The organism is Paenibacillus sp. EKM301P, from assembly GCF_011800295.1.
GTDB lineage: Bacteria > Bacillota > Bacilli > Paenibacillales > Paenibacillaceae > Paenibacillus > Paenibacillus polymyxa.
The window spans coordinates 388,854-414,596 of sequence record NZ_JAALFM010000004.1 but is presented as its reverse complement, the minus strand read 5'-3'; the positions used below and the strand labels follow the sequence as shown (position 1 = coordinate 414,596).

The window sequence follows — 25,743 nt, the reverse complement described above, 5'->3', positions numbered from 1 at the left end:
TCTTTATTCTAACCATGCAAAAGCCAAGAAGCAACCGGAGACAAGCTCCCGGCTGCTTCGGCGTTTTACATGCAGAAAATATGTTCCCCGATGGTTTTCACCTGCGGACGGCTCCAAATCCATTTGGAGGTAGCTGTTTTAGGGTTAAAATAATATAGACATCCTCCGCTTGGGTCCCAGCCGTTCAGGGCTTGACGTACCGCCTTTTGTGCAGTCTCATTCGGCGTGAGCCAGATTTGGCCGTCTGCTACAGCAGTGAAAGCCCCCGGCTGAAAGATTACCCCAGACGGTGTATTTGGAAAACTTGGCGACTTGACCCTGTTCAAAATAACAGCCGCCACGGCAACTTGTCCTTCAAACGGCTCACCACGGGATTCACCATAGACCGCATTGGCCATGATTTTAAGATCGTTTTCAGACAGTCCCATGGTGTTGGCTGATCCCATCGTTTCCTCATTTTGATCAGATTTATCGTTTTTGTTCGCTGCCTGTCCCTGATCAGAACCTTGATTATTACGATGCATAGGCGTTTCCGTCGGCTTCCAGTGTGGAGTAGCATTCACCAGCTTTAATTTGGTTTTCGCACCAACCACTCCATCGGGTCTGATACCAAACTCCTTTTGAAAACCCTTTACAGCCTTTAGTGTACTGCTGCCAAAATGGCTGTCCACTTTTCCGCCAAAAAAACCCAGCAGCTTCAATCGTGATTGCAGTTCATATACATCCTGGCCATAAGAGCCAAAATCAACCGCTTCTGAACTGAATGTCGGCTGAACAGGCTGCGCCGCTGTTACTTTCTGCTGCGTGCTTGGCGACTCTACTCGCTGCTGTACAGAGTCGTTTTTAAAAAGTCCTGTGTACGTAATAGCCGAGGCTGCGAGGATACCCGTGCAAATCCAGACCATTGTTTTTTTCATATGCTGCGCTCTACCTTTCTTTTGTGGGATTAACAGGATGGCTACGTTTATTATGACAAGCTCCGCTAGAAGCTATTCACCCTTTTAATCTTCTTTGAGCAGGCAGTTCCACACCTCAAAAAAACATCACAAAAAAACGCTATTTGCGTGCATGGAGTTGTCATATTTAACAACTCATCATGCGTACAAACAGCGTTTAAATGGAATGCTGATAAAAGATAATGCTCAGGAGCTAACTTTATTTTGCTGATATTGTTCCATTGAGATAAGTACCTCACGGGGCTTACTTCCCTCGTAAGGACCGATGACACCGCGGGCTTCCATGGAGTCAATCAGTCGGGCAGCACGTGTATAACCGATCCGCATACGGCGCTGAAGGAGCGAAACGGAAGCTTGTTTAGCCTCCAAAATGATGTTGACAGCCTGATCATACAGCTCATCCAGCATTTCATCCGCATCAGTGGATACCTCTTCCACCTCAGGCACAAGCGTTTCATCATACTGAGCTTCACCCTGTTCACGCACATAGTTAACAATGTTTTCCACTTCCTGATCACTCATAAACGCTCCCTGAACGCGGACTGGTTTGGAAGCCCCCATCGGCATGAACAGCATGTCACCACGTCCAAGCAGTTTCTCAGCACCGCCCATATCCAGTATGGTGCGGGAATCCACCTGCGAAGAAACGCCGAAAGCAATACGTGAAGGAATATTGGCTTTAATAACCCCTGTAATTACATCAACCGAAGGTCTTTGTGTTGCAATAATCAGATGGATGCCTGCTGCACGCGCCATTTGGGCAAGTCGCGCAATCGCATCCTCCACATCTCCTGCAGCAACCATCATTAAATCTGCCAGCTCGTCCACAATAACGACAATGTAAGGCAGAAATGCATCCGGGTTATCCTTCATCAAATTGTTGTAGCCCTCAATATTACGGGTGCCTGATTTGGAAAACAGCTCATATCTTTTTTCCATTTCAACTACGATTTTCTTCAATGCCAGTGAAGCACGCTTGGGATCAGTCACGACCGGAGCCAATAAATGGGGGATTCCGTTGTACACGTTCAACTCCACCATCTTGGGATCAACCATCAGAAATTTCACCTCATCTGGCTTCGCTTTGTACAAAATACTCGTGATAATCCCATTGATACACACCGATTTACCCGAACCCGTAGCTCCAGCTACAAGCAGATGGGGCATCTTAGCTAAATTACCAACAATCGTTTGTCCTGCAATATCACGGCCAAATGCAATCGACAAATTGGAAACTGATTCCTGGAAAACTGTCGTTTCCATTACCTCACGCATGGTTACGATAGAAACTTCATTATTCGGAACTTCTATTCCTATGGCGGACTTGCCGGGAATAGGTGCCTCCATACGGATATCCTTTGCAGCAAGCGCAAGTGCAATGTCATCCGTCAGACTTACAATCCGGCTAACCTTCACGCCAATGTCCGGCTGGATTTCATAGCGTGTGACGGCTGGACCACGTACAACCTCCAGCACTTTCGCCCGAACACCGAAGCTTTCCAGCGTGGCCTCCAGCTTGCGTGCTGTTTGCATGTAATCCTTTTGTCCCATACCTTTGCCTGCATTTTGCGGTTTGGCAAGCAAACGGAACGATGGAAGCTTGTACGGCTTAGGCGGTGGTGGAGCTGGAATAGCTACATTGTTTCCTTCAGCTTCTTCGCCTGTCAATCCATTAGCAATCGTCTGAGCCAGTTCCTGAGCTTCTTCTGATTTCCCATGGATCGTTGCCGAATCAATTATATTTATATTCGTATTCGCATCGGCATCCATAAAATTACTATCCAGAGGTTCATCAATGGAATCGTTCCGCACTCCACCTGTCAGGGAGTCTTCAAGTTCAGCCTCTGATCTTTTTTCCTCATTTTTCACTTGTTCGAAGAAGTCCCTAATGATTGGCGATCTTTTTACCGGAATTGAGGCTTCCTGCTCAGCGTGTTCGATTACGTCAGACAGCTCTTCTCCCTGATTGCCATTTCTCCACTGAGGCTGCACGTCACCAGCATCATATAGAAGATCATGTTCATCTTCATCCGCATGTGCAGTTTGCTCTTCCTTGTCCGCCTTATCTGTATTTTTAAGGCCAAACAACTGAAAGAAAATTGGCTGCTTACGTGCTGGAGGCTGCATTTCATCAAAATCATCATCCATATCCTCTTCATAGGCAGGAATAGGCTCAGATTTGGGTTTTCTATTTCCACTGCCTTTGCTAGATGCAGAAAGCGGAGTGGCTTTACCAGTCCATTTTTTCCGCACGCTTCCCCCGGCTGTCAGTAGCTTGGTCTTTACAATCCGCACTAAATCCACATAAGACAGCTGGGTCATCAGCATAAAACAAATGACGAACATGACAATCATGATCAGCTTAGCTCCTGTGAGACCAAACAGCCACAACAGAACGGTAAGCTGTAATGCGCCAACGTAGCCCCCGCTAATATCCTTATTCAGCATCGAGGTATGGCCTTGCTGATCAGGCGACAGCAACTGCTCACGCATATCTATATGTATCTGGCTCATCACTCCGCCCGGCTGAAGCGCGTTAATCGGTCCCAAACGCTGTTCCATAGATGAAATAGAACTCATAAGTGTAAAGGCAAATACCAACAACAGCAAACCCGTCTTCCGTGAGTTCCACTGGTTCGGCCACTTGCGGTGAATCATCACCATCAGACCATAATAAATGCCAATCAGGGGAATCACAAAATAGAATTTCCCCAGTACAAGCCCAAACATCTTGGATAGCGACCGACCAACTGCCGCTTCACCCGATAACGCAATGACCGCCAATGTAATCAGCACAATGCCGTAAATTTCATATTTTAAAACTCCACCAAATATGGCTTTCTTTTTTCTTTTTCTTCTTCTGGACATACAAGGTCACCCCCCAGAAGAATATTATACCACGTCACTCGCTATCCGCACATATGTTCTTTTTCAGCAGCAAATGACCTATTTCTGTACTATTCGACAGCTTCTATGACCACTCAATGATCTGACCTGGTCCATAACGAGGATTGAGGTAGGCATTTAATGGACAGTCCAAGAGCCTTACTATGATCCCCCGACGACTTTCAAGCGGCTGTACCTGCATAAGCAGACCATCTACCCGGACCTCTACAAGCTCCTCTGCCTCCTTCCACATACCTTCCCACACCAATTCCATTGGCATTACAGTATATAGTGTCATTGGGGCAGCTCCTTGCTGTGCTCACTTGAAAGGGTTCCTGTAGGGGTGCCTGTGGCATTGGGCGAAAAAGGTGCATAAGGGGGCTGCTGTGGAGTCCCTATCATGCCGTTCTGCTGACGGCGCGTCTCAATGATGGTATTCAACTGTTTCAGCGCCTCTCCTATACCACCAACCGCATCCATCAAACCGTATTTTACTGCATCAATTCCTCCGACCGCTGTACCAATGTCGCGGTTTAATTCACCAGTTTTGAACATCAGTTCCTTAAACCGCTCTTCTGTAATGCGAGAATGAGAAACGACGAAGCGGACGACACGCTCCTGCATTTTTTCCATATATTCAAAAGTCTGTGGGACTCCGATGACCAGGCCGCTCATACGAATTGGATGAATGGTCATCGTCGCACTCTCGGCAATATAAGAATACGTAGAAGATACAGCAATCGGCACACCGATGCTATGTCCACCTCCTATAACAATGGTCACTGTTGGTTTACTCATCGATGCGATCATTTCTGCAATAGCCAGTCCTGCCTCTACATCACCACCAACTGTATTCAGCAAAATCATTAATCCTTCGATACGTGGGTTTTGCTCTGCCGCTACCAACTGCGGAATAATATGCTCATATTTTGTTGTTTTGTTTTGAGGCGGTAAGATGAGGTGTCCTTCAATCTGACCGATAATCGTCATACAAAAAATATTGGACTCGCTTCCGGGCATGGAGGTTTGACCCAGCTGCTGTAAAGCCTCCATAGCAGGTAAAACGGGTCTTTGTCCAACCTCTGGTTGTTCTGGCGCTTCCGTTTCCTCGTTGCCAGAAGATAAATTGCTGTAATGTTCCATATGGGTGATCTTCCTTTCGCTATACGCATCTATGTGCCCCGTCTTCACCCTATAGTATGGGATGGAAATGGAATATTTTATACCTATCTCCATGCCTTTCCTCGACCCTAAAATCAAAAAAAGCCTCTCTTTCCGCGGAAACCGTCCAATATTTCCTGCGGGAAGAGAGGCGACTGTGTGCCTGTGACTTAAGTTTTTAATTCAAGTTTTTGAACATATTTCAATCGAATCACACTTCCATTATAATTGGCAGAATCATCGGTCTGCGACGAGTTTGCTCATACAAGAAGCGACCTAGTGCATCCTTGACATTTGTCTTCAGGGAAGCCCATTCATTTACATTTTCACTCATGAGCTTATGCAGTGTACTTGAAACAATACGATTTGCTTCATCTAGCAAACCTTCTGATTCACGAACATACACGAAACCACGGGAAATGATATCTGGGCCTGACTTAATCGTGCCATCTTGCTTGCTCAGTGTGACAACCACTACCAAAATACCGTCCTGTGACAACAATTTGCGGTCGCGCAACACGATATTTCCTACATCTCCTACACCTAGTCCATCGATCAGTACGTTACCTGCTGTAACTTTACCAGCTCTGCGTGCTCCGCCATTCTGAATTTCAATGACTTCACCGATATCCGTGATAAAGATATTTTCAGGCTCGATACCTACTCCTTCAGCCAGAAGAGCGTGACGACGTTGCATTCTGAACTCGCCGTGAATTGGCAAGAAGAATTTTGGTTTCATCAGATTCAGCATCAGCTTGAGTTCTTCCTGGCTGCCGTGTCCAGAAACGTGGATACCAGGATTAGCTGCGCTGTAGTATACATTGGCACCCAGACGGAACAGCTCATCAATAGTGCGTCCAACATATTTTTCATTACCTGGTACCGGAGTAGCTGCGATGATCACTGAGTCCCCTGGAAGAATATCTACCTTACGATGCGTAGAACGAGCCATTCTTGTCAAAGCGGACATCGGTTCACCTTGACTACCTGTGCAGAGAATAACTACGCGATCCGCTGACATTTTGCCCACTTCTTCAGGCTCAATCAGCATTCCATCTGGAATTTCCAAGTAGCCCAAATCAGAAGCAATACCTACGACATTAACCATGCTGCGACCAATCACCGTTACTTTGCGTCCGGTTGCCTCAGCAGCATTAATGACCTGCTGAATACGATGTACGTTCGAAGCAAAAGTGGCTACGACCACACGCTGTCTCGACTTGCGGAAAATATCTTCCAACACAATGCCAACGCTCTTTTCCGAAGGTGTAAAGCCCGGTTTTTCGGCATTGGTACTGTCTGACAATAAAGCCAATACGCCACGTGTGCCAATCTCAGCCATACGCTGCAAATCTGCATATTGTCCGTTCACCGGAGTATGATCAAATTTGAAGTCTCCTGTATGAACAACAGCGCCTTCAGGAGTATCAATGCAAACACCTACTGAATCAGGAATACTATGGTTGGTTTTGAAGAATGTTACTTTCAATGTGGAGCCCAGTTTGATTTCGGAATCAGCATTGATCAAAATACGTTTGGTTTCACCAAGCAGATTCGCTTCCTTCAGCTTGTTTTCCACCAGTCCCAGCGTCAATTTGGTACCATATACAGGTACATTCAAATGTTTCAGCACGTAAGGCAAACCGCCAATATGGTCCTCGTGACCATGAGTCAGCACAATGCCTCTTACTTTGTCGCGGTTCTCTGTAAGGTAGGAAATATCAGGAATAACGATATCGATGCCAAGCATGTCCTCTTCCGGAAATTTCAGACCGGAATCCACCACGACAATGTCATTGCCGTATTGAACGACATACATATTTTTCCCGATTTCACCGACGCCGCCCAAAGCGAAAATCATCAATTTATCGTTGTTTGTTTTTTTAGACAAATGAATCTAAACCTCCTATGGTAGTTGGACGTCGTACCTTGATTTGTTATTTAATTTTCAAAAAAATACCGCACCCAGTCACTTGACCCCATTATACATGATTAAAATACGAAAAAACAAGTCATCCTGTTCGTTACGCTAGGTTTCCCATTGCCTTCCCAAACCATAAGTAAGTGTCATTTTATCTACATACCTGATTAACAGCATAGCAAAAAGGACGTTCTATAAGAACGCCCCTTCATGCCAGAGGACCTTGTCAGACAATAACCGAGTCGGTGTTGCACCTACCGACTGCCCTTAACAAGGGTACTCCTTATATTTATAAACATCTTACAGCTATTTCTTTTTAGCGGGTAAATAAATTCTTAATAAACTTCGCTTCATCTTCGGTAGGAGGAATAAGCGGCAACCGAACTGAACCTACCTTAATCCCTCGTAATTCTAATGCATACTTTACAGCCACCGGATTAGGTAGAGGATGAGGACAGCCGAACATGCCCTTAAAAATTGGGAACAACTGCTGATGTAGTTTGGCTGCCTCCTGCGCGCGTCCCCCTACAAATGAATCCAACATCCGCTTCATTTCTGCACCTACCACGTGGCTCGCTACGCTGATAATGCCATAAGCACCTACAGCCATGGCTGGCAGTCCGGATGCATCATCCCCGGAATAAACCAGAAAGCCTTCTGGTGCTGACGCTGCAATCTGTGTGACCTGTGCAAGTGATGCACATTCTTTGGTTCCTACAATGTTCGGAATTTGTGCAAGTCGCAGTGTCGTTTCAGCTGTTAGGCTGGCTCCGGTACGGCTTGGAACATTATACAGTATAGCTGGAAGGGATGTGGAGTTTGCAATACTTTTGAAATGCTGATACATCCCTTCCTGATTCGGTTTATTATAATATGGCACTACCAGCAGCACACCGTCTGCTCCCGCCTGCTCCGCAGCACGGGTGAGATGGATGGAATGACGTGTATTATTGCTTCCCGTCCCGGCAATAATTTTACATCGCCCAGCTGCTTTTTCTACAACAAATGCAAACAACTTAATTTTTTCATCATCGCTCAGGGTAGGAGACTCCCCTGTTGTTCCAGATACAACAAGTGACTCTGAATGCTGTTCTTCTATTAAGTAATCAATCAACGAGGACAATGCAGTCCAGTCAATCTCTCCTTGCTGATCAAAAGGTGTCACCATTGCGGTAATCAATCTGCCGAAGTTCACCATGCTGCCTCCTTTTTTTTGCAAGTCCGAGCACGGACAATGCGCCTATTGATGGAGTTCAAATTTATTATGCAATGCGCGTACAGCCTGCACCATATCTTCCTTTTTAACAAGTACCCAGATCGTGGTGTTGGAATCTGCCGATTGAAGGATCTGTACGTCTGATTCTGTCAATGCCTCCACAATTGTCGCCATAATACCTGGTACCCCGTTGATACCACCGCCTATGACCGAAACTTTAGCACATCCGGCCAGTATCTTAGGCTCTAGTCCTAAACCGTTAAGTACTTCAACCGCTTTGCTTCCATCATTATCAAATACGGTATAAACCGCCCCTGATGGAGTTACGTTAATAAAATCAACGCTGATTCCATGTTCAGCCATAGATTTGAACACTTGTAATTGCAAGTGCTCCAAACCTGACTTTAATTCAACAGTAATTTGAGTAACATTGCCGACATACGCAATACCGGTCACGAAACGGTCTACGATATCTGCCTGCACGTCTTTAAAGCCTTCTGGGTGGGTAACCAACGTCCCCTCTCCTTCGGAGAAGGTTGAGCGAACCCGTACCGGAATATTCGCCTGCATGGCGATTTCAACAGCACGAGGATGGATCACCTTGGCTCCCTGATGAGCCATATTACAAATTTCTGTATAGCTAACATGTGCAAGCGGCTTCGCATTTTCCACAATACGCGGATCAGCGGTTAATATACCATTCACATCTGTATAAATATCCACCATATCTGCATGTAGAGCAGCCCCCAGCGCCGTAGCTGACGTATCGCTGCCTCCCCGACCAAGGGTAGTCATATCACCATCAGCAGTTTGTCCCTGAAAACCTGTCACAATGACAACTCTGCCTTGGTTCAGCTCTTCCACAATCCGGTCTGGCTTGATATCCAAAATGCGAGCATTGCCATATTGATCATCCGTAATAAAGCCTGCCTGTGCTCCAGTCAGCACCGTAGCAGGAATACCTTCCTTCTCCATCAGGCTGCATAACGTAGCGGCAGAAATGATTTCACCACAGCACAGCAGTAAATCCCGCTCGCGCTTAGGAAGACTGTCACCGTTAGACGCCGCCCAATCCAGCAGCGTGTCCGTTGCATAGGGCTCTCCTTTTCTCCCCATGGCCGACACAACAACAACCAATCGAAGATTTTGCTCCAGCTCCCGCTTCACATGTGCCAGCACAAGTTGACGCGCTTCAGGTGTGGACAGCGAGGTTCCCCCAAATTTTTGCACCAAAATACCCATTATTTTTCCCCCATATTACTCCCTGCTTTAGGAACGTTACTCCGCCTTTGCAGCAATAATTTCCGCGATTTGCACCGCGTTCCATGCCGCTCCCTTGAGCAGATTGTCGGATACGACCCACAAATTCAATCCACGGCTATTGCCCAAATCACGACGTACACGCCCTACGAATACGTCAGGTTTTCCTGCAGCTTCGGATGCCAACGGATAAAGCTGGGCAGTAGGATCGTCTACCAGCGTTACTCCAGGTGCGGAAGCCAGCAGATTACGAACTTCTTCTAGATCATAATCATTTTTAAGCTCTACATAGACAGATTCCGAGTGACCATACACAACAGGAATACGAACGCATGTTGCCGTTACGTCTACAGAATCGTCACCTAGTATTTTTTTCGTTTCGCGTACCATTTTCATTTCTTCCAGTGTATAACCATTATCCTGGAATTTATCAATTTGCGGAATAGCATTGAAAGCAATCTGATGCTTTACTGGCAACGAACCTACCGGCAGCAGATCTGGCTGAACTTCATCACCGTTAAGAATGGCTGCGCTTTGACGATTCAATTCATCAATAGCACGGCTTCCAGCGCCGGAAACGGCCTGGTACGTGGATACTATGATACGAGAAATGCCATACTGATCATATAATGGTTTCAAAGCAGCTACCATCTGAATGGTGGAGCAGTTCGGGTTCGCGATAATTCCCTGATGCTCGGCAATTTTGTCGCTGTTCACCTCAGGTACTACAAGAGGAGCTGTCGGTTCCATTCGGAATGCGTTGGTGTTGTCAATGCAAACTGCCCCATGACGAACAGCATGCGGCGCCAGTTCCTTACTCACGTCTCCGCCTGCACTAAACAAAGCAATGTCGATTCCTTCAAAGCTGTCGGGGGTAGCAATCTCTACTGGAATCTGCTGACCTTTAAAGCTAATTAACGTGCCGGCAGAACGAGGCGAAGAAAGAAATTTGATTTTGTCCACAGGAAAATCGCGTTTTTCCAGCAGATTTACGATCTGTTCCCCTACAGCGCCTGTCGCTCCAACGACAGCTACATTAAACTTTCTATTGCTCATCTGGTGTATCTCCCCTTCTCGACTAAAAAACCATTTTTTATTCTGAAAGCATCCACCGCCAACAAGAAATTAGACCCGATGGATTATCGAATCATCTTCTAGGCGAGGGATGCTCAGCAGTTAATTATAGTACTTCATGGGGTCTTGCGTTCCACAATCATCGGCTGAATCTGCCTGCCCTGCAATGCTTCATAGGCAGCCTCGGGAATCAATTCCATATTGGCTACAAGCGAGTTCGGCTTTTTAACTGGATTATCCTGTCCGAACGGCACAAAAAAGATGTTCTTGGCTACTAGTAACTTGGCGATATTGGCAGCATTTAGACCAAGTCCATCATTAGTAGATATGGCTAAAAGAAGTGGACGGCCGTTGCGTAATTGCGCCTTGGCAGCCATCAAAACCGGACTGTCCGTCATCGCATTCGCTAACTTGCTCATCGAATTTCCCGTCAAAGGTGCAATCACCAGCACATCGAGCATTTGGGAGGGTCCCAGTGGCTCAGCCTCCACAATTGTAGAAATGATATCATTCCCTGTTATATCTTTCAACTGTTTTTGCCAACTTTGCGAAGTACCGAAGCGAGTATCCGTTGTTAGTACGGTATTGGATATAATGGGAACGACCTTCGCACCCTCATCAACAAAGCGCTGTATAACAGGCATTACCTCTTCAAATGTGCAATGTGAGCCTGTAATAGCATAACCTACCGTTTTCCCTTGCCAACTCATTGTGCATCCCCCCGATCAGGATTATCTTCCATTAACAACTGCACCAGCGTATTCGCTATAATGGTACCAGCAGTTTTGGGAGCAACAATACCGGGAAGACCGGGGGCAAGCATAGCCGTAATTCCACGCTTTTCCGCATACCGGAAATCACAACCGCCTGGGGCGGAAGCAAGATCTATAATCACGGTACTCAGTGGCAATTTAGACAGAATTTGCGCTGTGATAATCATAGAGGGTATCGTATTAAAAATCAAGTCAACTCCCTTTGTCTCATTCGCTAAATCCCTTGTCATAAAAGGCTTCCAACCCATCTCCACGGCTCTCGCTGCATCCTCCGCCCGCCGTACTCCAACTTTCACTTTGGCTCCCAACCCCTGTAGTGCCCTTGCCATGGTAAATCCAGTCCGTCCCATGCCTAGAACCATACAATCTGCACCATGGATCGTAAAATCAGTATGCTGAATTGCCATCATCAGTGCGCCTTCAGCCGTAGGTATAGAATTGTATATGGCCACATCATCTCTCTCCAGCAGCTCAACCAGCTTCAATTCATGCCTGGTACAAATTTCTTTTAAGTACGCTCGCGCCATCCCTGTATATACAACGCAATGCGGTGGAAGAGCAGCAGCATGCTCATTCAGAAACTGGAGCTTTTGTGCTCCGAAAAGTGCATTCACGTTGCCTTCCTCATCGCATCCCACCACTGGCAGAATCAGTGCGTCTGACGATTCCAGCAGCTTGACAGACAATGGCTCTAATGTGACTCCTTTGAGTGGTACTTCGAGCTTGTCAAAGCCGACCACAGTGACAGTAGCATCCATGTCGACACATTTGCGGATTACCTCAAGCTGCCTCGCATCGCCACCCAAAACAACGATGCGCATTCCTGTTAGCATCCGGATCACTCCTTTCCGAGACACGATATGCTTTTATTCTATGCAGATGCCCGGGAAGGGGTGAAAAAACACAAAAAAAGCCGCCCCTCTACGGAACGACTTTTATGTGTATGCTTACTCTTAAGCGAGTAATATTGAAGCTTCCTACAAAATGTACAATTGTATTACACTGCATGCAAGTGAACCGTAGACTCAGCGTCCTGTATGACCAAAGCCTCCAGCACCGCGTACAGTTTCAGACAAATGGTCTACTTGTTTTAACTCCACCTCAGGCACAACCTGAAATACCATTTGTGCAATTCGCTCATTGCGCGTAATGGTGAACGGTTCCTCGCCTAAATTGATAAGAAGCACCTTAATCTCTCCACGATAATCTGCATCAATCGTTCCAGGCGTGTTAAGACAAGTAATACCATGCTTGAGAGCCAGTCCACTACGCGGACGGATTTGTGCCTCTAATCCTGCTGGCATAGCTATTGCAAATCCAGTTGGAATGAGACAACGTTTGCCAGGTTCCAGAACCAAATCCTCCTGTACTGCTGCATACAAGTCAAATCCCGATGCAAGCTCTGACATTTTGCGAGGGAGCTCAATATCTTCATTGCCCCCGAGTCTGTTAATTTCAACGTAAGTTAACAAAATAGTCCCTCCTCATATCCTTAACCGCTGAATCGCTCGCTCCGACCATTGACAGAGCAAACGGCTCCGAAAACATCAGATCCAGCACTTTGTTCACATCATCAGCCGTCACTTGTTCGATGTGTTCGATCATTTGATCCAGCGTATAATGCTGACCCAACATTAACTCATTTTTTCCAAGACGGTTCATCCGGCTACCCGTACTCTCAAGGCTTAAGATCAGACTTCCTTTTAGCTGCTCCTTGCCTTTACGAAGCTCATTAGCGTCCAAACCATTGATAGCCACATCTCGTAACAGCTCCAGCGTCAAATCGAGCACATCCTTTGTTTGCTTAGGAGCGGTACCTGCATAGATTGTGAACATTCCACTATCGGCATGGGAGCTATGATAGGAATAGACCGAATAAGCCAGTCCGCGTTTTTCACGAATTTCCTGAAATAAACGTGAGCTCATGCCCCCGCCGATCGCGTTATTCAGCAAAACCATAGCATACTGGAGATCGTCGCCTATTGCAAATCCAGGCAGAGATAGACAAATATGATTCTGCTCCGTTGCTTTCTCATGGTACGAGAGCTGACCGTTAAACGCAGGTACTGTCAGTGGCGAAACGGTTCCGTGATTATCGAAATGCCCAAAATGTTGCTCCAGCAATTCTACAAGACGATCGTCAACATTACCAGCTACACTGATAACTGTATTGTCGATTGTATAGTGCTCCTTTATATAATGGCTGAGATGTGAGCTATCCATAGCTAGCAGGTGATCTTCGGTTCCGAGAATCGGATAAGCCAGTGGGTGTTCGCCATAGGCCGCCCGAGATACAAGATCGTGCACCATATCATCCGGTGTGTCCTCGTACATGGAGATTTCCTCCAAAATCACATTTTTCTCTCTTGCGAGCTCTTCCTGATCCAATTTGGAATTAAAGAACATATCAGACAGTACATCGACTGCGATCGGTAGATGCTCATCTAGCACTTTCGCATAATAGCACGTATATTCCTTCGAAGTGAAAGCATTAACATTTCCTCCGATGGCATCGAATTGCTCAGCGATTTCCTTAGCACTAAAACGCTCTGTTCCTTTGAAAAGCATGTGTTCAATAAAATGAGAAATACCGCTATTGTCCGGTGTTTCGTTCCGGGAACCGGTTTTAACCCAGATGCCGAAAGAAACAGAACGCACGGTTGGAATTTTTTCGATGACCACTCTTAGGCCGTTTTTGAGTTGAATTCTTTCCACGCTTGGCCCTCCTAAACTGAATTGCATACTTTGCCATAATGTTCAATCCTAACAGAAAAAAGACGTTCACTCAACCGGAGCTGGTAGCTGCCGATCAGGGGAAAGCGTCTGACTGACAGTTCCAAGCACAAGTCCTTTACTACGAATGGCATGAATCATACCTTTGAGAGCTGCAGCCGAAGAATCTGTTGGGTGCATCAATATCAGGGAGCCTGACTCAACCTTGCTGTTGATTTTATGAACCACCGATTCCGGTGACGGATGTTTCCAATCTACGGTGTCCAATGTCCACAACACAGTTTTGAGTCCATGCTCTGCGGCTATATCCACTGTTTGTTGATTAAAATCCCCCGATGGAGGGGCAAACCAATTATTTTTGACACCCAAAGTTTCTTGAAGAAGCATTTCCGTCTTTTCGATTTCTTGTACGGCTCTGGCTCGGCTCAAACGACTCATATTGGGATGAGAATAAGCATGATTCGAAAGCTCATGCCCTCTTCTTTGAATTTCCTTGGCAAGTTCAGGATTTTTCTTCAGCCAACTTCCATCAAGAAAAAATGTAGCCTTAACCTTCTCCTGATCCAATGTATTCAGTATAGGCACGATAAACTCATTCCCCCATGCTACATTGATCATGAAGGATACCATCGGTTTTTCAGGATTGCCCCTGTAAATTGGGACATTCCCCAGTTGATTTAAATGTATTTTGGGTGCCAATTGGCGATATACATATTGAATAGGCCGATCTGGAGCTGCAATGGCTTTGCGATAGGTAGCATCCAAATCGACCTCCAGTCCGTTATAACCTGGAATAGCCTTCCATACCCTGTCGACCTTGGCATCAACTGGTTCTCTCCGCTGACGTGCTGCTTCTGTCCTTAGTCGCTGCATAAGCGCATTATCAGGCAAAGCTGCCACCGCCATCGTGGGTGTAGCTTCAAGCTCTTCGGCTCCTGTAGCGTTTCCATTGCGTAATTGACTAGCGTAGTCACGAACCCCGCTAAACTGCCCGATTACCAGTGTGACGGCTAAAGTGGCTACCACCCACACCGCTCGATTCACCCTTCTCATCATTCCTTCATCCTCCCGCTCGTTTGTCCACATTGTATGCGGGGAGGACAAGAACTATGACGTAGTAAGCTATAGAAGCCCACTTGGGTGCAGCTTGTGCATATGTATGAAAAAAGAGCCAGAAACGTAGCTCTGCCTCTTTCCAAAAGCTTAATTTATGCTATTCAAATCCCTTATTCTGTACAAACGTATAGACTCCCTATTACAGTAGTTCGCGGTCTCACAACCTAGGACTTAGCAGGAGCTTCAGCCGTCAGTACTGCCTTACGGGACAAATTGACGCGACCTTGCTGATCGATTTCAGTTACTTTCACCGTAATCGTATCACCAATAGCAATGACATCTTCAACTTTGGCTACACGCTCAGTAGACAGTTGAGAAATATGAACCAGACCATCTTTACCCGGTAAAATTTCAACAAATGCGCCGAATTTTTCAATTCGTTTGACTGTACCGATGTAAATCTCGCCGACCACGACTTCTTTTACGATACCTTCAATAATGGAACGCGCCTTCTCATTCATCTCTTGATTTGTAGAAGCGATGAACACACGACCATCTTGTTCAATATCGATTTTCACGCCGGTTTCTTCGATGATCTTGTTGATGATTTTACCACCAGCTCCAATAACATCACGGATTTTGTCCGGGTTAATGTGCATTGTCATAATTTTTGGAGCGTACGGAGACAATTGCTCACGTGGCTTCTGGATCGCTTCCATCATTTTGCCAAGAATGAACAAACGTCCTTCTCTGGCTTGCTTGAGCGCATCCTGTAAAATATTGCGGTCAATACCGTCAATTTTAATATCCATTTGAATGGCAGTTACGCCTTCCGCTGTACCAGCAACTTTAAAGTCCATATCGCCCAGATGATCTTCCATACCTTGGATATCTGTCAGTACGGAAACATGATCTCCATCCTTAATCAATCCCATGGCCACACCTGCAACTGGAGCTTTAATTGGTACACCTGCATCCATCATAGCCAGTGTGCTTGCACAAATACTAGCTTGTGAGGTCGATCCATTCGATTCCAGTACTTCGGAAACCAGACGGATCGTGTACGGAAATTCAGTTTCGGAAGGAATTACTTTGGAAAGCGCACGCTCACCAAGAGCACCATGTCCGATTTCACGACGACCTGGCGCGCGCAAAGGACGAGCCTCACCTACGCTGAATGGAGGGAAATTGTAATGATGCATGAAGCGTTTGGTTTCTTCCAGATCAATACCGTCTAGAATTTGTACATCCCCTAGAGCACCAAGAGTACAAACGCTAAGCGCCTGCGTTTGCCCGCGTGTAAATAAGCCTGAACCGTGCGTACGCGGCAAAATGCTAGTGTCACTTTCAATTGGACGAATTTCGTCAAGCTTACGACCATCAGGACGCACTTTATCATGCGTAATCAGACGACGGACTTCTTCCTTAACGATATCATAGAGAACTTCGCTCACATCACTCAAAAGCTCAGGTGTCTCTATGTATTGTGCTTCAAAATGGGCAACGGTCTCTTCATTAACGGCATCAATCGCCTCTTGACGGGCATGTTTTTCTGCAATTTTAACAGCTTCCACCAAACGATCAGCTGCATAAGCACGTACTTCACTGTTCACTTTTTCATCAACAGCATGCAGCTTAACCTGCATTTTCTCTTTACCTGCTACTTGCACCAATTGTTCAATAACTGCCACAATGTTCTTAATTTCATCATGTCCGAACATAATAGCTTCGAGCATAACTTCCTCTGGAATCTCATCGCCTTCTGCTTCTACCATCATAATGGCATCTTTTGTTCCAGCTACAACGAGATACAGATCGCTCGCGTTCTGCTGTGCAATATCTGGATTAATTACAAATTGTCCGTTTACACGACCTACAGCAACCCCGCCAATTGGACCGTTAAAAGGAACATCCGAAATACTGAGTGCTGCCGAGGTTCCAATCATGGCTGCAATTTCAGGTTCACAATCCTGATCAACACTCATGACTAGGTTTAACACCTGCACATCATTACGGAAACCTTCAGGGAACAATGGGCGAATTGGACGGTCTGTCAAACGACTGGATAAAATCGCCTTTTGACTCGGGCGTCCTTCACGCTTAATAAATCCGCCAGGAATTTTCCCCACAGCATACAATCTTTCCTCATAGTTCACGGTCAGCGGAAAAAAGTCCAAATCTTTCGGTTCACGGGAAGCGGTCACAGTACACAGCACAACTGTTTCTCCGTAACTCACCTTAACTGCCGCATTGGCTTGTTTTGCAAGACGTCCTGTTTCAAGCACCAGCTTTCTTCCGCCGAGTTGCATTTCTACGCGTTGCTCCATGGTATCCCTCCATTTCATTTCATTGTAAAAGTTCTATACACATCCAGTATTTCCTGCGCAGGTCTTATTCATAAGAAGCTCACAGACAAAATAGGATATGTAATTCAAAAAAAGATTCCTCATTTCAAAAAAGAACCCGGCTGCTGTCCGCCGTCGCCTTAGCAGGGACAAGCGGTGAACAACCAGGCTTCTTTTCTCATTACATGTCTGAAAATTAACGACGCAGTCCGAGACGCTCGATCAACGCACTGTAACGTTTAACATCAGTCTTCTTCAGGTAAGCCAAAAGTTTACGACGCTGACCGACCATTTTCAACAACCCGCGGCGGGAGTGATGGTCTTTCTTGTGCGAACGAAAGTGACTTTGCAAGTTGACGATGTTTTCAGTAAGGATAGCGATTTGTACCTCAGGTGATCCTGTATCGGATTCATGAGTTTTGTACTCCTCGATCAATTGCTGTTTACGCTCTTGAGTCAATGCCATCCTGTTCACCTCCTTCATTATAATCGCCATTAGCCTCGTAACCGCCGGTGAAAGCGGACAACCAAGCTAAGGTTCATCGTTGTTTACACAACATAAGTCAGTATAACACAGCGCCTGTCTTATGTAAATAAATTAGCCCAACAGCTTTTTAGCCGTTTGTGCGTCATTGCCAATTTGGCTGATCAGCTCATCCACTGAAGAGAATTTGCGTTCAGGACGGATGTAATGGTGAAGCTCAACAAGCACAGGCTCCCCATAAATTTGTTGATTAAAATCAAAAAGATGTACCTCAAACGACGGATTCAGCACACCTTCATGAAACGTAGGCTTAACTCCTACATTCATTACACCATTTATCCAATGATCACCCACGAGCGCCCGTACAGCGTACACACCCTTAACTGGAATGACATATGAATCATTCAGCTTGAGATTAGCTGTCGGAAAACCAATTGTGCGTCCGCGCTTCTCTCCATCCATCACAGTACCCTGGATACGATAAGGGCGTCCCAACCAGCGCGACGCATGTGCTAAATCCCCCGTCTGTAAAGCACGGCGAATGCCGGAGCTGCTTACCTTATCCCCATCCAGTTCGAACGGTGGTACAGTGTAAACAGACATCAGCTCCCCTCCCAGCTTCCGAAGCGTATCCTCATGCCCAGCTCCCCGGTGGCCAAACCTAAAATCAAAACCTACTACCGCCGTTCGAATTTGTAATGGAAGCAGCACGTCTGTTATAAAAGCCTCCGGGCTAACCTTGGAAAACTCTTCGTTAAAACTTAAAATATAAAGTACATCCACACCCATATCGGACAGAATAGTCTGCTTATCCGCAAGCGGTGTTAAATAACCTTCATAATCGCCTTTTTTCATGACTTCCTTCGGATGAGGGTGAAATGTCATGACAGATACTGGCACATTCTGTTCATGAGCGAGCGCGACAGCCTTACGTATTACGCTTGCATGTCCCAGATGAAGGCCGTCGAACTGGCCGATCGCCGTGACTTGTGGACGTCCCCATTGCTGCAATAACTCATCACTCAAAGGATAAGATAACGATACGGTAATCATATTCATTCACCTGCATTTCACATCATTTGACTAACTTCGTCAAAAATTATAGCACAATTCAAGGTGAAAAACGTCTATCAGCATAATTTCACGGAAGCCAGGCCGTGCCTTGGGAAAAATTTCTGGCGTTTATAGAATGGTTCAGCACCGCTGTAATCTTATAAATTCTATAAACTTAAAAAAACTTTAATTGGGGCGATTGCACCTGATTCATCCCGTCCATATATGCCTAAAAACGTTTTATCCTCTTTATATAATCGGAAAGGTTGGTTGTCTGTCACTGGTGGTGTAATCATACTCAGCGACAGGCGTTGGCCTTGCAGAGCTGCAGCTGCCTTAGCTTCAGCCACTGTATGCTCAGACATATAGTCAATCGCTTTATCGGTGGCGATAAGCCGCTCACCCAGGCTTCCATCGGCTACATAGCGCTCAATTTCTTCAAATGTTAAACAATGTTCCGCAGAAATTCCCGCAGACATCGTTCGCTCCAGCTTAACCATTGTTGAAGGATATCCCAATTCACGGCCAATATCAACACATAGTGTACGGATATAAGTACCTTTGGAGCACAAAGCACGAAAAGAAATATCCACATGCGGCCCCATCTTCGCAAATCCCGTCATTTCCAGCTCATAAATGCTCACTTCACGGCTTTTACGCTCCACAGTTTTGCCTTCTCGAGCTAGCTCGTATAGACGTTTTCCATCTACTTTGAGAGCAGAGTACATGGGTGGGACTTGGGAGATCGTACCAACGAAACGTTCCAGAACCGCTTTGGCTTCCATTTCGGTAACCTCAACCGGACGTTCGCTCTCTTCTGTAATTGTCCCAGTCAGGTCTTCGGTATCAGTGGCAATGCCTAAGCGCAGTGTAGCCCGGTATTCCTTGGGCCGCTCTTGCATATACTCCACCACTCGGGTGGCGCGTCCCAGACACAAGGGCAGAACACCAGTTACCTGCGGATCTAGCGTCCCAGTATGTCCGATTCGCTTCATCCCCAATAAACGGCGAGCCTTGGCCACGACATCGTGAGAGGTAAATCCAGCAGGTTTATAGACAGGTAGCACACCTTCCCAAGTTGCCTGTCCCTTCTTTATTGGGTTCATAGCTCAGACTTCACCCGCCCTACAACGGTCTCAATGATATCTTCCAGCTTACCCTCTAGCCGACAGCCAGCCGCACGTACATGACCACCGCCCCCGAACGATTGAGCGAGCGCAGCTACATCAACGTTCCCTGCCGATCTCAAACTTGCCTTGGTCGCTTGATCATTAATAACTTTAAAGAAAATGCCTACTTCAACCCCACGAATATTTCTTGGATAATTCACGATACCTTCCAAGTCCTCATTTACAGCACCGCATTCCGTCATATCATCAGGTGTTACAACGACCCAAGCAACTTTACCATCCTCTGACATCGTGAGCGTTTGCAATGCTTTGGTCAGCACTTTCATTTGGGGAAATGTCATTTCCTCGAGCAATTTCTCGGACAAAAATGGGCCATCAACACCATAAGCAAGTAGTTGCGATACCGTAGACATCACTTTCGGTGAAGTGTTGGAGTAGCGGAAGCCTCCCGTATCCGTTAACAACCCTGTATATACAGCTGTTGCTACTTCTACATCCCAAGTTACTGCAAACTTTTCCAATAAATCAAAAAGAATTTCCGCTGTTGCCGCAGCATCTGACTTAATCACATTAATCGCACCATAAGCGTCGTTCGTTGGATGATGATCAATATTCAGAATAATGGCATCTTCCGTAAAAAACTGCTCTGTCAAACCAACACGACGGTAATCCGCACAATCTACACAAATGATTCGGTTGTATTTCCGTTCTGGCGGTTGTTGACTCATATCCATAATCTCATCGGCATGCCATAAAAAATCCATGCGTTTAGGAATAGGTCCCTCATTCAGCATGGTAAATTTCTTCCCCAGACATGAGAGAAGCCAGCCCACCGTTACGGTGGAGCTGACTGCGTCTCCGTCCGGCTGTACATGCGATACGATCAGGTAATCATCATGCTCCAGAATAAATTCCTTCGCTTGTTGAAGCGCCTGTTCATAGGTATGCATTGCCGTCTCCTTTACATTCAGTTCATGGTTCTTCAGACTAACAAAAATCCCTATTTCTCATCCTTGTCGATATCACTCAACAGCTTTTCAATTCGGCTGCCATAAGCAATAGATTCGTCAATTTTGAAAATCAGCTCAGGAATATGGCGAAGCCGTATCCGTTTGCCAAGTTCAGAACGAAGATAACCGTTCGCTTTGTCCAGCGCCTTCAGAGAAGAAGTTTTTTGTTCTTCATCTCCAAGTACGCTCAAGTATACTTTCGCTTGGGACAAATCGTTTGTGACATCGACACCAGTCACCGTAATAAAACCGATACGTGGGTCTTTTAATTCGGTCTGTATGAGTAGGCTTAGTTCTTTCTTAATCTGTTCGCCAACTCGACCTGTACGTATTTTAGCCATGGGTGCTCACCTCTCTGCCGTTAGCGCTCCACTGTTTCCATGACGAACGCTTCAATAATGTCGGATTCCTTAACATCATTATAACCATCAAGGGTGATACCACATTCGTAACCTTGGGCAACTTCTTTTGCGTCGTCCTTAAAGCGTTTCAGTGAGTCGATTTTACCTTCAAAAATAACGATACCGTCACGGATCAGACGTGCTTCTGCTGAACGAGTAATTTTACCAGACGTTACCATACAACCAGCAATCGTACCGACTTTAGTAACTTTAAACACGTTACGAACTTCAGCGTGACCAATCACATTTTCTTTATATTCAGGGTCCAGCATGCCTTTCATAGCCTGCTCGATTTCTTCAATGACATTGTAAATGACGCGATGTAGACGAATGTCCACTTTTTCAGCTTCTGCTGTAGATTTCGCCTGATTATCAGGACGAACGTTAAAGCCAATAACAATGGCATTGGATGCCGCAGCCAAAATAATATCGGATTCGGTGATTGCACCTGCACCACTGTGAAGGATTTTGACGCGTACACCTTCAACTTCAATCTTGTTCAAGGAGCCTTTCAGCGCTTCGACAGAACCTTGTACGTCACCCTTAATAATGACATTCAGATCCTTCATCTCGCCATCCTTGATGTGTTGGAACAGGTCATCCAGCGTTACGCGGGTATTACTGCCCAGATCGGATTGACGTTGTGTAATCGCACGTTTATCAGCGATAGCACGAGCTTTACGCTCATCCTCGAACACCATGAACGGATCGCCTGCAAGTGGAACTTCTGTCAAACCAGTAATTTCAACTGGTGTGGAAGGACCTGCTTCCTTAAGACGACGGCCTTTATCGTTGACCATGGCACGTACACGTCCGAAGCAGTTACCTGCTACGAATGCGTCGCCGACTTTCAGTGTCCCGTTTTGAACGAGAATACGGGCTACAGAACCGCGACCTTTATCCAGCTCAGCCTCAATAATAGTACCACGTGCCCGTTTATCAGGGTTCGCTTTGTACTCATTCACTTCAGCTACGAGCAGGATCATTTCGAGCAAGTCTTCCAGACCCATTCTTTGTTTAGCGGAAACGTTGACGAAAATTGTATCGCCGCCCCACTCTTCGGGCACCAATTCATATTCTGTAAGTTCCTGCTTTACTTTGTCCGGGTTGGCATCCGGTTTGTCGATCTTGTTTACAGCTACGATTATTGGTAGACCTGCTGCTTTTGCATGGCTAATGGCTTCAACCGTTTGTGGCATAACACCGTCATCAGCTGCAACCACAATAATCGTCATATCTGTTACTTGAGCACCACGTGCACGCATAGCGGTAAAGGCTTCGTGGCCCGGTGTATCTAAGAAAGTGATTTTTTTGCTGTTGATTTCAACTTGGTATGCACCAATGTGCTGTGTAATACCACCAGCTTCGCCACCTGTTACATTCGTGGAGCGAATGGCATCCAGCAAAGTTGTTTTACCATGATCGACGTGACCCATAATGGTTACAACCGGTGGACGTGTTCTCAAATCCGCTGGATCATCATTTTCTTCCACAGTTTCAAAACGATCTTCTTCCACTGGGATTTTCACTTCTACCTCGACGCCAAAGTCACCAGCAAGCAAGAGAATGGTATCCATATCCAATTCTTGGTTGATGGTCGCCATTGTTCCGAGCATAATCAACTTCTTGATGACTTCTGACGCATCCTTATGAAGAAGCTTGGCTGTTTCACCTACAGTCATCTCACCACGCACAATAATTTTCTTAGGCGTGTTGTCGATTTTCTCGCGACGCTCCTGTTGTTGACCTTTACCACGGTTGTTGAATTTGCCGCCACGATTGTTTCCACCGCGGTTGTTGCCTCCACGGCCACCGTTACCACCCCGTCCTCCGCCTTGACGGTTATCGTCAAAACGTCCTTGACCGAAACGGTTACCGCTGTTGTTGGAGTTACCACCTGTACGGTTGCCACCACTGCGATTGGAATTGTTGCTTCCTGCGGAAGAAGAAGTTCTTACTGCCGTACCACCCTGGCTGCTTCCCTGAGGACGCGAACCTGTGTTATTGCTACCGGTACGCTGTTGTCCTCCCTGCTGTTGACCATTACTGCGGTTCTGAGTGCCTTGCTGGCCGCTTGGTCTACTAGAACCTTGTTGACTGCGGTTTTGACCGCCCTGCTGACTGCTTTGCGCTTTTGGAGCGCTACTTCGGTTACTGTTTTGGTTGTTGTTTGTCCTATTCATACTTACCTGCTTTTCCTGTTGATTTTTGGTTTGCTCCGTTGAATGATTACTATTCTGGCTTGAACCGGTCTGATTCGAGCTTACTTGCGCCGTGCCTGCTTCGCCTTGCTTGACCGCAGCATTGGATTTAATATTCTTAAAAAAGTTTTCCACTTTACCTACGGCATCATGTTCCATGACGCTCATATGGTTGTTTACGGGAATATCCAGCCGTTTAAGAATGGTGATAATTTCTTTGCTGCTCATGTTCAACGATTTGGCGTATTCGTATACCCGCACTTTGTCTTTGCTTTCTTGTTTACTCAATATACTCCACCTCCGACATTATCCCCGCATGTTTCATGATCAATTTCGCGAATCCTTGATCCGTCACAGCCAGCACGACCCGTTCAGGTTTGCCGATGCTGCTTCCCAAGCTTTCCCGGTCAAATCCTATCAATAAGGGGATTTTGTACGTCCCGCATTTGTCGCGGAATTTCTTTTGAGTATTCATTGAAGCATCTTTCGCAAGAATGACCAGCTTGGCTTCTGAAGACCTGATCGCTTTATAAACGATCTCATCACCTGTTAGCAGCTTGCCAGCTCTCATGGCAAGCCCCAATCCAGACAGCGCCTTATTCATCCTGCACGCTGCCTTGTGCCGCCAGGAATTCTTCCTCGACGGCAGCAAAATCACGACTTAGCTGCTCATAAATATCAGGATGGACCGAGTGCTTCAATGCTCGATCCAGTGCCTTGCTCTTTTGAGCCAGCTTGAAGCAGGCGGCTTTGCCGCACAAGTAAGCGCCGCGTCCCGACTTTTTGCCAGTCAAGTCAATCAACACTTCGTCTTCAGGGGTTTTGACGACACGGATTAACTGTTTCTTTGGCATCATTTCATGACAGGCGACACATTTGCGCAAAGGTATCTTTCTCTGTTTCATGCATTAACCCCCCTACACTCCGCTTAATCTACAGAAACGGAATCCTGATGCATTTCATCGGTGGATGTTCTCGGTCTGCCGAGCTCTTCCTCCGCCTGTGTTTCACTCTTAATATCAATTTTCCAGCCAGTAAGCTTAGCAGCAAGGCGAGCATTTTGCCCTTTGATACCAATAGCTAGAGAAAGTTGATAATCAGGTACTATAACGCGAGCCATTTTCTCTTCTTCAAATACCTGTACTTCAAGCACCTTGGACGGACTCAAAGCATTAGCCACGTATTCATCAACATTATCAGAATAGCGTACAATGTCGATTTTTTCGCCACGCAGCTCGTTTACAATGGTCTGCACCCGCGTTCCTCTTGGTCCCACACAAGAACCTACCGGATCAACCTCGGCGTTACGAGAATGAACTGCGATCTTAGAACGGAAGCCTGCTTCACGCGCTACGGAACGAATCTCTACAACACCGTCAAAAATTTCAGGTACTTCGAGTTCGAACAAACGCTTAAGCAGACCCGGATGTGATCGGGACAGCATAATTTGCGGTCCTTTGGTTGTGTTCTCCACCTTGGTAATATAAGCCTTAATCCGATCCAAATGGTTAAATTTCTCATTAGGCATCAGTTCGCTCAACGGAAGAACTGCTTCCACCTTGCCAAGATCAATATAAATATTACGTGGGTCTTGGCGCTGTACAGTTCCTGTTACAATATCCTCTTCCTTGTCCACAAACTTGTTGTAGATCAATCCCCGTTCCGCTTCGCGAATGCGCTGAGTCACAACCTGCTTCGCTGTTTGTGCAGCAATCCGTCCAAAATCACGTGGTGTGACTTCAATTTCAGCGATATCCTCCAACTGAAAATGTGGGTTGATCTCACGGGCTGCTGGCAACGAAATCTCGGTGCGAGGGTCCAATACCTCCTCAACAATCAGCTTGCGGGCATATACCTTAATGACTCCCGAGTTGCGGTTCATATCAACACGCACGTTTTGTGCGGTATTGAAATTCCGTTTGTAGCTGGAAATCAGGGCTGCTTCAATGGCCTCAAACAGCACGTCCTTACTGATCCCCTTTTCTCTTTCCAACTCGTTCATTGCTTCAATAAAATCCATACTCATGGATTACTGCTCCCCCTTTCAAATGATGGCACCTGCGTACTGGTCGGCACACGAGGC

The 25,743-nt window shown here is 46.3% G+C and carries 23 protein-coding genes; all 23 read right to left on the bottom strand.

All coding sequences use genetic code 11. The features are described 5' to 3' along the window. Positions 1-65: 65 nt before the first annotated feature. Complete coding sequence (gene sleB / locus HFD99_RS13370; protein ID WP_017427950.1) at positions 66-917, bottom strand: spore cortex-lytic enzyme; 852 nt, start codon at positions 915-917, stop codon at positions 66-68. A 225-nt stretch (positions 918-1,142) separates the two neighbouring features. Next, complete coding sequence (locus HFD99_RS13365; protein WP_123797105.1) at positions 1,143-3,824, bottom strand: FtsK/SpoIIIE family DNA translocase; 2,682 nt, start codon at positions 3,822-3,824, stop codon at positions 1,143-1,145. A 103-nt stretch (positions 3,825-3,927) separates the two neighbouring features. Continuing rightward, entirely contained in the window at positions 3,928-4,140 is a 213-nt protein-coding gene (locus HFD99_RS13360; RefSeq protein ID WP_016820995.1) for a YlzJ-like family protein, read from the bottom strand. Then, complete coding sequence (locus tag HFD99_RS13355; RefSeq protein ID WP_016820994.1) at positions 4,137-4,985, bottom strand: ClpP family protease; 849 nt, start codon at positions 4,983-4,985, stop codon at positions 4,137-4,139. Before HFD99_RS13355 ends, HFD99_RS13360 begins: the two co-directional genes overlap by 4 nt. Before the next feature lie 229 nt (positions 4,986-5,214). Further along, positions 5,215-6,894, bottom strand: coding sequence for a ribonuclease J (locus tag HFD99_RS13350; protein WP_013370737.1), 1,680 nt, complete (start codon positions 6,892-6,894; stop codon positions 5,215-5,217). 346 nt (positions 6,895-7,240) lie between these two features. After that, entirely contained in the window at positions 7,241-8,122 is an 882-nt protein-coding gene (gene dapA / locus HFD99_RS13345; protein WP_016820993.1) for a 4-hydroxy-tetrahydrodipicolinate synthase, read from the bottom strand. Between the two features lie 42 nt (positions 8,123-8,164). Next, entirely contained in the window at positions 8,165-9,382 is a 1,218-nt protein-coding gene (gene dapG, locus HFD99_RS13340; protein ID WP_016820992.1) for an aspartate kinase, read from the bottom strand. Positions 9,383-9,418: 36 nt separating this feature from the next. Continuing rightward, positions 9,419-10,456, bottom strand: a complete 1,038-nt coding sequence (locus HFD99_RS13335) for an aspartate-semialdehyde dehydrogenase (RefSeq protein ID WP_016820991.1) — start codon at positions 10,454-10,456, stop codon at positions 9,419-9,421. A 134-nt stretch (positions 10,457-10,590) separates the two neighbouring features. Next, a complete protein-coding gene (locus HFD99_RS13330; protein WP_016820990.1) occupies positions 10,591-11,184 on the bottom strand; it encodes a dipicolinate synthase subunit B in 594 nt (197 codons plus the stop codon). Continuing rightward, a complete protein-coding gene (gene dpsA, locus HFD99_RS13325; protein WP_016820989.1) occupies positions 11,181-12,080 on the bottom strand; it encodes a dipicolinate synthase subunit DpsA in 900 nt (299 codons plus the stop codon). Before dpsA ends, HFD99_RS13330 begins: the two co-directional genes overlap by 4 nt. A 192-nt stretch (positions 12,081-12,272) precedes the next feature. Further along, positions 12,273-12,719: a dUTP diphosphatase gene (gene dut / locus HFD99_RS13320; protein ID WP_016820988.1), complete on the bottom strand. Its 447-nt coding sequence runs from the start codon at positions 12,717-12,719 to the stop codon at positions 12,273-12,275. Further along, positions 12,703-13,962, bottom strand: coding sequence for a M16 family metallopeptidase (locus tag HFD99_RS13315; RefSeq protein WP_025364659.1), 1,260 nt, complete (start codon positions 13,960-13,962; stop codon positions 12,703-12,705). Before HFD99_RS13315 ends, dut begins: the two co-directional genes overlap by 17 nt. A gap of 66 nt (positions 13,963-14,028) precedes the next feature. After that, positions 14,029-15,036, bottom strand: coding sequence for a polysaccharide deacetylase family protein (locus tag HFD99_RS13310; protein ID WP_025364658.1), 1,008 nt, complete (start codon positions 15,034-15,036; stop codon positions 14,029-14,031). A 224-nt stretch (positions 15,037-15,260) separates the two neighbouring features. After that, positions 15,261-17,363 carry a polyribonucleotide nucleotidyltransferase gene (pnp, locus tag HFD99_RS13305; protein WP_016820985.1) on the bottom strand — a complete coding sequence of 701 codons (2,103 nt, stop codon included), beginning with the start codon at positions 17,361-17,363 and terminating at the stop codon, positions 15,261-15,263. A 214-nt stretch (positions 17,364-17,577) separates the two neighbouring features. Further along, positions 17,578-17,847, bottom strand: a complete 270-nt coding sequence (rpsO, locus tag HFD99_RS13300; RefSeq protein ID WP_007430074.1) for a 30S ribosomal protein S15 — start codon at positions 17,845-17,847, stop codon at positions 17,578-17,580. A 132-nt stretch (positions 17,848-17,979) separates the two neighbouring features. Then, the gene (locus tag HFD99_RS13295; protein ID WP_025364657.1) at positions 17,980-18,918 is read right to left on the bottom strand and encodes a bifunctional riboflavin kinase/FAD synthetase; all 939 of its coding nucleotides are present in this window, start codon (positions 18,916-18,918) and stop codon (positions 17,980-17,982) included. Between the two features lie 167 nt (positions 18,919-19,085). Then, positions 19,086-20,024, bottom strand: a complete 939-nt coding sequence (gene truB / locus HFD99_RS13290; RefSeq protein WP_039277133.1) for a tRNA pseudouridine(55) synthase TruB — start codon at positions 20,022-20,024, stop codon at positions 19,086-19,088. Then, positions 20,021-20,998, bottom strand: a complete 978-nt coding sequence (locus HFD99_RS13285) for a DHH family phosphoesterase (protein WP_016820982.1) — start codon at positions 20,996-20,998, stop codon at positions 20,021-20,023. The genes truB and HFD99_RS13285 overlap by 4 nt, the downstream gene beginning before the upstream one ends. Before the next feature lie 50 nt (positions 20,999-21,048). Then, positions 21,049-21,399 carry a 30S ribosome-binding factor RbfA gene (gene rbfA, locus HFD99_RS13280; protein ID WP_013370723.1) on the bottom strand — a complete coding sequence of 117 codons (351 nt, stop codon included), beginning with the start codon at positions 21,397-21,399 and terminating at the stop codon, positions 21,049-21,051. 20 nt (positions 21,400-21,419) lie between these two features. Further along, the gene (infB, locus tag HFD99_RS13275; protein WP_025364655.1) at positions 21,420-23,948 is read right to left on the bottom strand and encodes a translation initiation factor IF-2; all 2,529 of its coding nucleotides are present in this window, start codon (positions 23,946-23,948) and stop codon (positions 21,420-21,422) included. Beyond that, positions 23,941-24,264 (bottom strand): L7Ae/L30e/S12e/Gadd45 family ribosomal protein, encoded by a 324-nt coding sequence (locus HFD99_RS13270; RefSeq protein WP_007430068.1) that lies wholly within the window; start codon positions 24,262-24,264, stop codon positions 23,941-23,943. Before HFD99_RS13270 ends, infB begins: the two co-directional genes overlap by 8 nt. Beyond that, entirely contained in the window at positions 24,257-24,565 is a 309-nt protein-coding gene (gene rnpM, locus HFD99_RS13265; protein ID WP_007430067.1) for an RNase P modulator RnpM, read from the bottom strand. Before rnpM ends, HFD99_RS13270 begins: the two co-directional genes overlap by 8 nt. Positions 24,566-24,588: 23 nt before the next feature. Continuing rightward, positions 24,589-25,686 carry a transcription termination factor NusA gene (gene nusA / locus HFD99_RS13260; RefSeq protein ID WP_016820980.1) on the bottom strand — a complete coding sequence of 366 codons (1,098 nt, stop codon included), beginning with the start codon at positions 25,684-25,686 and terminating at the stop codon, positions 24,589-24,591. Positions 25,687-25,743 lie beyond the last annotated feature (57 nt).